The organism is Erwinia sp. PME.40.26/001 (genome assembly GCF_055556675.1).
The window spans coordinates 1-287 of record NZ_JBVHNP010000090.1; the positions used below are offsets into that span (position 1 = coordinate 1).

General features: G+C 71.4%; 1 protein-coding gene. It reads left to right on the forward strand.

Features of this window, described 5'->3' with window-relative positions:
• The coding region (locus ACZ3HG_RS23355; protein ID WP_465334704.1) for a hypothetical protein at positions 1-285 on the forward strand (285 nt) is incomplete at its 5' end.
• Positions 286-287: the final 2 nt, after the last annotated feature.

A 287-nucleotide genomic window follows, 5' to 3' on the forward strand; every position in this document is an offset into this window, starting at 1 on the left:
GGCGACGCCGGTGCCTTCCAGGCGAACAAGCCCTCGGTGATCATGGCCGCGGCTCCCGCCGGCAGCTACGCCGGGCACACCGCCATCTTCACCTGGGGGAGCCTCGACACCACGTACGGTCCGGGGCAGCTCGCGAACTCCCAGGCGGCGCAGGCGGCCGGGTTCAGCGTCCTGACCCACATCGTCGATGGAGCCGGTCACACGGGCGAGGCGCTCGACAAGAGTCTCGCCTTCGCGATTCCCGCCCTGGCCTCCACACTCGGCCTCGCCGCGCCGGCATCCTGAGT